This is a genomic window from Bacillus salitolerans, from assembly GCF_042680805.1.
Taxonomy (GTDB): domain Bacteria; phylum Bacillota; class Bacilli; order Bacillales; family SA4; genus Bacillus_CJ; species Bacillus_CJ salitolerans.
In genome coordinates, this window is sequence record NZ_JBHUEM010000009.1 from 170,102 (window position 1) to 176,350 (window position 6,249).

The 6,249-nt window shown below is 37.7% G+C and carries 4 protein-coding genes and 1 other annotated feature; of the genes, 1 reads left to right on the forward strand and 3 read right to left on the reverse strand.

What is annotated here, in order from left to right; translation table 11 throughout:
- Positions 1-38: 38 nt before the first annotated feature.
- From aspS to ACFSCX_RS09000, 3 genes are all read right to left on the reverse strand, one after another.
- Positions 39-1,826, reverse strand: a complete 1,788-nt coding sequence (aspS, locus tag ACFSCX_RS08990; protein WP_377927863.1) for an aspartate--tRNA ligase — start codon at positions 1,824-1,826, stop codon at positions 39-41.
- Positions 1,827-1,840: 14 nt separating this feature from the next.
- Positions 1,841-3,118 carry a histidine--tRNA ligase gene (gene hisS / locus ACFSCX_RS08995; protein WP_377927864.1) on the reverse strand — a complete coding sequence of 426 codons (1,278 nt, stop codon included), beginning with the start codon at positions 3,116-3,118 and terminating at the stop codon, positions 1,841-1,843.
- Between the two features lie 286 nt (positions 3,119-3,404).
- Positions 3,405-3,657: a binding site (T-box leader), on the reverse strand.
- Positions 3,658-3,736: 79 nt separating this feature from the next.
- On the reverse strand, positions 3,737-3,913 hold the full coding sequence (locus tag ACFSCX_RS09000; RefSeq protein WP_377927865.1) for a hypothetical protein: 177 nt from the start codon (positions 3,911-3,913) through the stop codon (positions 3,737-3,739).
- A gap of 150 nt (positions 3,914-4,063) precedes the next feature.
- Between ACFSCX_RS09000 and ACFSCX_RS09005 the strand changes: the two genes are divergently transcribed.
- Positions 4,064-5,863, forward strand: coding sequence for an SH3 domain-containing protein (locus tag ACFSCX_RS09005; RefSeq protein WP_377927866.1), 1,800 nt, complete (start codon positions 4,064-4,066; stop codon positions 5,861-5,863).
- The last annotated feature ends 386 nt before the right edge of the window (positions 5,864-6,249 follow it).

Genomic DNA, 6,249 nt, shown 5'->3' on the forward strand with positions numbered 1-6,249 from the left:
TTTAATCGTACCATACCATGAAAACGGATTCAAGTTGACTACAACTTGTTTTGAACTTTTTCCTTTAATTTTAATTGAAGGCTTAGATCATTTAATTGTTCTTCTGCTACAGCGCTTGGCGCCTCTGTCAGTAAACAGCTTGCACTTGCCGTTTTCGGGAAAGCAATCGTATCTCTTAGATTCGTTCGTCCTGCAAGCAGCATAACAAGACGATCTAAGCCTAGGGCAATTCCACCGTGCGGGGGTGTGCCATATTCAAAGGCTTCTAATAGGAATCCAAATTGTTCATTTGCTTCTTCAGGAGTGAAGCCTAGTGTCTTAAACATTTTCTCTTGAATCGGTCTCTCATAAATACGTAATGATCCTCCACCAAGTTCATAGCCATTTAACACCAAATCATATGCCTGGGCACGCACACTTGCTGGGTCATTATCTAATTGATCTAAATCTTCTCTCACTGGCATTGTGAATGGATGGTGTGCTGCAAAATAACGATTTGCATCCTCATCATACTCCAACAATGGCCAATCCGTTACCCATAAGAAATTAAACTTGCTCTCATCAATAAGCTTTCGGTCCTTACCTAATTTTAAACGAAGTGCACCAAGACCATCGGCTACGGTTCCGGGCTTGTCTGCTACAAATAGCAATAAATCATTCTCTTCTGCCGATAAAGCTGTTGATAGGATAGATTGTTCATTTTCATCAAAAAACTTTGAAATCGGACCTTTTAAACCATCAGCTTCGACCTTTAGCCAAGCTAGCCCTTTTGCTCCATATCTAGAAACAAACTCGGTTAAAGCATCAATATCTTTTCTAGAATAATCAGTTGCAGCAGCTTTAACATTAATGGCTTTTACTTGTCCACCATTCTCAACAGCACTACTAAATACTTTAAAACCAGATTCCTTCACTATATTCGAAACATCGATTAGCTCCATATCAAATCTTGTGTCTGGCTTATCAGATCCATAACGTCTCATTGCATCTTGATAAGTAAGTCGAGGAAACGGAATAGTTACGTCAATCCCTTTCGCTTCCTCTAATACGTGCTTCATCATTTTTTCCATCATTTCAATTATTTCTTCTTGATCCATGAATGATGCCTCTATATCGATTTGAGTAAATTCTGGTTGACGGTCAGCTCTTAAATCTTCATCTCGAAAACAACGAGCAACTTGGTAATAACGTTCAAACCCACCTACCATTAACAATTGCTTAAATATTTGCGGAGATTGAGGTAATGCGTAAAACTCGCCTGGATGTACACGACTTGGCACTAAGTAGTCACGTGCACCTTCTGGAGTACTCTTTGTTAAAATGGGGGTTTCTACCTCTAAAAACCCTTCAGTATCTAGGTAATCACGCATTGATTTTGTTACGCGATGACGCAGTTTAAACGTTTCTAACATTTCTGGTCTGCGCAGGTCCAGGTAACGATACTTCAGTCGTACATCTTCAGATACATCTACTTGATCGGAGATACCAAAAGGAGGATTTTTAGCTGCGTTCAATATACTAAGTGATTCCGCAATGATTTCTATTTTACCTGTTTTCATATTCGTATTTATCGTACTCTCAGCTCGTTCTACGACTTTTCCTTGAATAGCAAGAACATATTCACTTCGAACAGACTCAGCAATTTGCAAAGCTTCCTTTGAAGCTTCAGGGTTAAATACAACTTGCACCAAACCCGTTTTATCCCGCAGATCAATAAAAATTAGCCCCCCCAAATCTCTTCGCTTATTCACCCAGCCTTTAAGTTGTACCGTTTCACCAATGAATTGCTCTGTTACATTTCCACAATAATGTGTTCTTTCCTTCATGACGTTTCCTCCTGTTATGAACGTAATATCTTATCGTTTAAATATAAAACAAGCCTATCGATTTCAACTTCCTCTTGTGCTCCATCTTGTAAATTTTTGACTGAAACCACATTTCTTGATAGTTCATCGTCTCCAAATACCACAACATATTTTGCACCGAGTCTGTCAGCTGCTTTAAATTGAGCTTTTACTTTTTTGTCTAAATAATCTTTTTCAACTGACAAGCCTACTTTTCTAATATCATTTACGATTTTTACTGATTTTTCTTTTGCTAATTCTCCTAAAGTTACGACATAGCAATCGATACTAGCTTCAACTGGAAGCTCAATTTTCTCTGCCTCTATCGCAAGCAGTAGTCTCTCAATACTTAATGCAAAACCGATTCCAGGTGTCTCTGGACCGCCAATATCTTGGACAAGACCATTGTATCGTCCACCACCACTTAAAGTAGTAATAGCACCAAAACCTTCCGCATCACTCATAATTTCAAACGCAGTATGATTGTAATAGTCCAATCCTCGAACAAGTCCTGGGTCAACACTATACTCGATACCAACATCTGATAAATATTGCTGTACCTTCTCAAAGTACAATTTCGAATCACTATTTAAATACTCTAATATGGACGGTGCAAGCTTCATTAACTCATGATCGCGATCCTTTTTACAATCAAGGATACGTAATGGATTTTTTTCCAACCGATTTTGACAATCTGTGCAAAACTCTTCAATTCGCGGAGAAAAATGTTGAATTAATGCATTTCGGTGGGCTGTTCTACTATCCTTATCTCCTAAGCTATTAATCACAAGCTTTAATTTTTTTAAACCAAGACTTCTGTATAGATCCATCGCCAAAGTGATTACCTCTGCATCAATAGCAGGATCAGCACTTCCTAATGCTTCAATTCCAAATTGAACAAATTGACGAAAACGACCAGATTGAGGACGTTCATAACGGAACATTGGACCAATGTAATATAATTTTGTTGGTTGATCTGGTAATCCGTACAGCTTATTTTCAACAAATGATCTTACAACTGCAGCGGTTCCCTCTGGGCGAAGGGTTATACTACGCCCACCTCTGTCATCAAATGTATACATCTCTTTTTGCACTATGTCTGTTGTATCTCCAACACCGCGTTTAAACAAGTCAGTATGCTCAAATATCGGGGTTCTAATTTCTTTATAATTATAATTCTTACATATTTGTCTTGCCTTCCCCTCAACATACTGCCAGCGTTCTACATCGCCAGGTAATATATCCTGAGTTCCTCTAGGAATTTGAATAGACATACACGTTCCTCCTATTTCTAAATATGAAAACTAAGCTAACACTCAAAAAGAATGACCATTGTAAATTTTGACTGAGCGATGACACTTCTGCCTTTGTAAAAGAACAAAGGCGAATGCACTCTAGGTAGACTCAGGCAGAGCAAATGTTCTGAACTGAAGGAAAGTGCAGTTTTTCCCTTATATTCTTTACCTCAAGCGGGCTGGGCGCTGAAGCTAGATTAAGATTTGCTCGCCAAAGTACCTACAATAAAAAATGCCCTCGTCTCTCTACTTCATGTTGAAATGAAGTAGGGACGAGAGCATAAATGTACCCGTGGTGCCACCCTAATTGAAGTTTAAGATAGAGAATGTTCTCTAAAATACTATGTAAACTTCCACTTTTGAACAGTTAACGCCTGTCACGTTCATCCCCTACTCTGTTTTCGGAGAGAAACCTACGGAGTGTCATTCATTAAGTCATCATGTAGAAATGCTCGCAGCTTTACATTTCCTCTCTGAACATATGGTTCTTAATTACTTGTCTCCATCATTGGTGTTTTCTTATTTATTTTCATTATAATTGTTTATTATATTACGAATGTTTAATTGTGTTGTCAAGAAGTTGTTGCACGTTATTGGTTAAGATCTACCAAGCTGTTTTTTTAACTGTCGAACTTCCCTTAATGACAAACCGAATTCCGATGCTAATTCCATACTTGAATTATTATTTTCATTTTGAATAAAATCATGAAAATTCATACCAAATATTTGATGATTTCCGTTATTTGCATATTCACCCTTTTCACTAAATCTCAAGAGAATCTTCCTTTCTACATTAATCAGTTCCCGCCTTATTGTTCCCTTATTCATCAATTTATTTCAAAAAATTACAGGATTTTCATCATCTAGATCGAAAATGTATGTAGTGAACTTTTTTTGACGAACAAGGAGGTATTTTTCTCACCAATGAAAAAGGCAATGATACTATTGATAGTTTTATCTCTTGTAACCTTATCTATACCTATTAATGAGGCGAATGCTGAAAATAAACAGGCGCTTATATCTGTTGATAGTCTGAATGTACGATCTGGTCCAGGGTTATCCTACGATGTCATAGCATCAGTTAAGAAAGATGAATCGTATGAAATTCTTTCAACAGATAGTGAATGGGTTAAAATTAAACTTACAGGCGGGAAAGAGGGTTGGGTTGCTGGTTGGTTCATTTCAACCGTAACGAACGAAGCTCCTACAAATACGAAGACAGATAAACTTCAGGCAACAGTGGACCAACTTCGAATTAGAAGTGGCCCTGGGACGAATTTTCAGGTCATTGGTTTTATTAATAAGAATGACTCCCCTCTTTACATAGAAAAAAGTGAGAAGTGGATTAAAATCTCGTTCAAGGACTATGTAGGCTGGGTTCATTCAGACTATCTAGTAGGCGTTCCTGAAGCAAACATAAAAAAGAAAGAAGAAAAACAAATAACGAACAATGCCAAAGGGATAGTTAAGGCAACCATTTTAAATGTTAGAGAAACGGCTTCACTCACCTCCCCCATCATTGGAAAAGTAAAAAAAGGAGATACACTAAATATCCTTTCTAATCAACATGAATGGTATGAAGTATCTATTACAAATGGGAAAGGATGGGTTCATCAAGACTATATTACCGTCACGACAGAATCAGATTCTAGGGAAGAACCAGACGGAAACGATTCACTTGGTGAAAATCTGTCCAATACGGAATCACCAGACTCTTCTAACGAATTAGTTGCGACTGTAACAGCATCGAGCCTAAATGTTCGAGACCATTTTACGCTAAGTGGCAACATTGTTTCTAAGGTGAAAAAGGGTGATAAACTGACTGTTGTTGCAGAAGAAAATAATTGGTGTCAGGTCATTCTTCCAGATGGAAGTAAAGGATGGGTTGCAGGCTGGTACTTAGATAAGACAACAACCATACCACTTCCTGAAACGGATACTAAAGAAGATCAGAATTCATATGTAACAGTGTTATACAATACAACAAACATACGTAATGGTCCTTCTACAGGAAATGACGTTATACACCGGGCAAATCAAGGGGACACCTTTACGATTTTAGAAAAGGTTGATGATTGGTACAAAATTTCAATTGACGAAAAGACAAGCGGATATGTTGCTGGGTGGATTGTATTAACTACAGGAAATATTCCAAAAGTTGAAAAGCCAGGTATGAACCAGTACTTCTCTGGTAGAACGATTGTTATTGATCCTGGTCACGGGGGAAGAGATAGTGGTGCAAAAGGAGTAAATGGCACGCTAGAAAAGGTACTAACTTTACGTACAGCAAAGCTCCTAGACGAAAAGCTGAGAGCAGCAGGCGCTAAAACGATTTTAACTAGGAGCCAAGATGTCTATGTCAGCTTAACCAACCGTGTTAGTTTTGCTCACTATTATCAAGCAGATGCTTTTTTAAGCCTCCATTATGATAGTTCTGTGGCAACTTCTGCAAAAGGAGCAACCGTATATTATTATCAAAAAAATAAAGATCACTCACTTGGTAAAGCTATTCACACAGAATTGATCAAGCAAACAAAACTTTCTGATCGCGGTGTCGTGTATGGAAATTTCCATGTATTAAGAGAAAACAAACGACCGTCGATTTTATTAGAGCTTGGTTTTTTAAGCAATGGCTCTGAAGAACGACATTTAGTGTCATCACAATATCAAGAACAGGCAACTACCGCTATTTTTAACGGTTTAGCTCATTACTTCAAAAAATAAAGAAGCCTCTTTTTAAAGAAGGCTTCTCAGGCTGTCGAGATTTTTCTCGACAGTCTTTTTTTATGTTCCACCTTTATGATTCTATAGTAATTTGATGAGGATTGAGGTTTGGGTTCAAATAATCGACATTTCGAAGTGGTTTGCGATGTGAAAAGTCGAAAAACAGGATTTAATCGACATTTTGAAGTGGTTTGCGATGTGAAAAGTTGAATAACAGGATTTAATCGACATTTTGAAGTGGTTTGCGATGTAAAAAGTCGAATAGCAGGATTTAATCGACATTTTCTTTTAAGCCCCCTTATTCATTTGGACACGAACTAGGTTATAAAAGTACACTAAAAGTGTCGATTCTGGTGAATAGGAGGTGGTTAGAGTGAAGAAGAAGA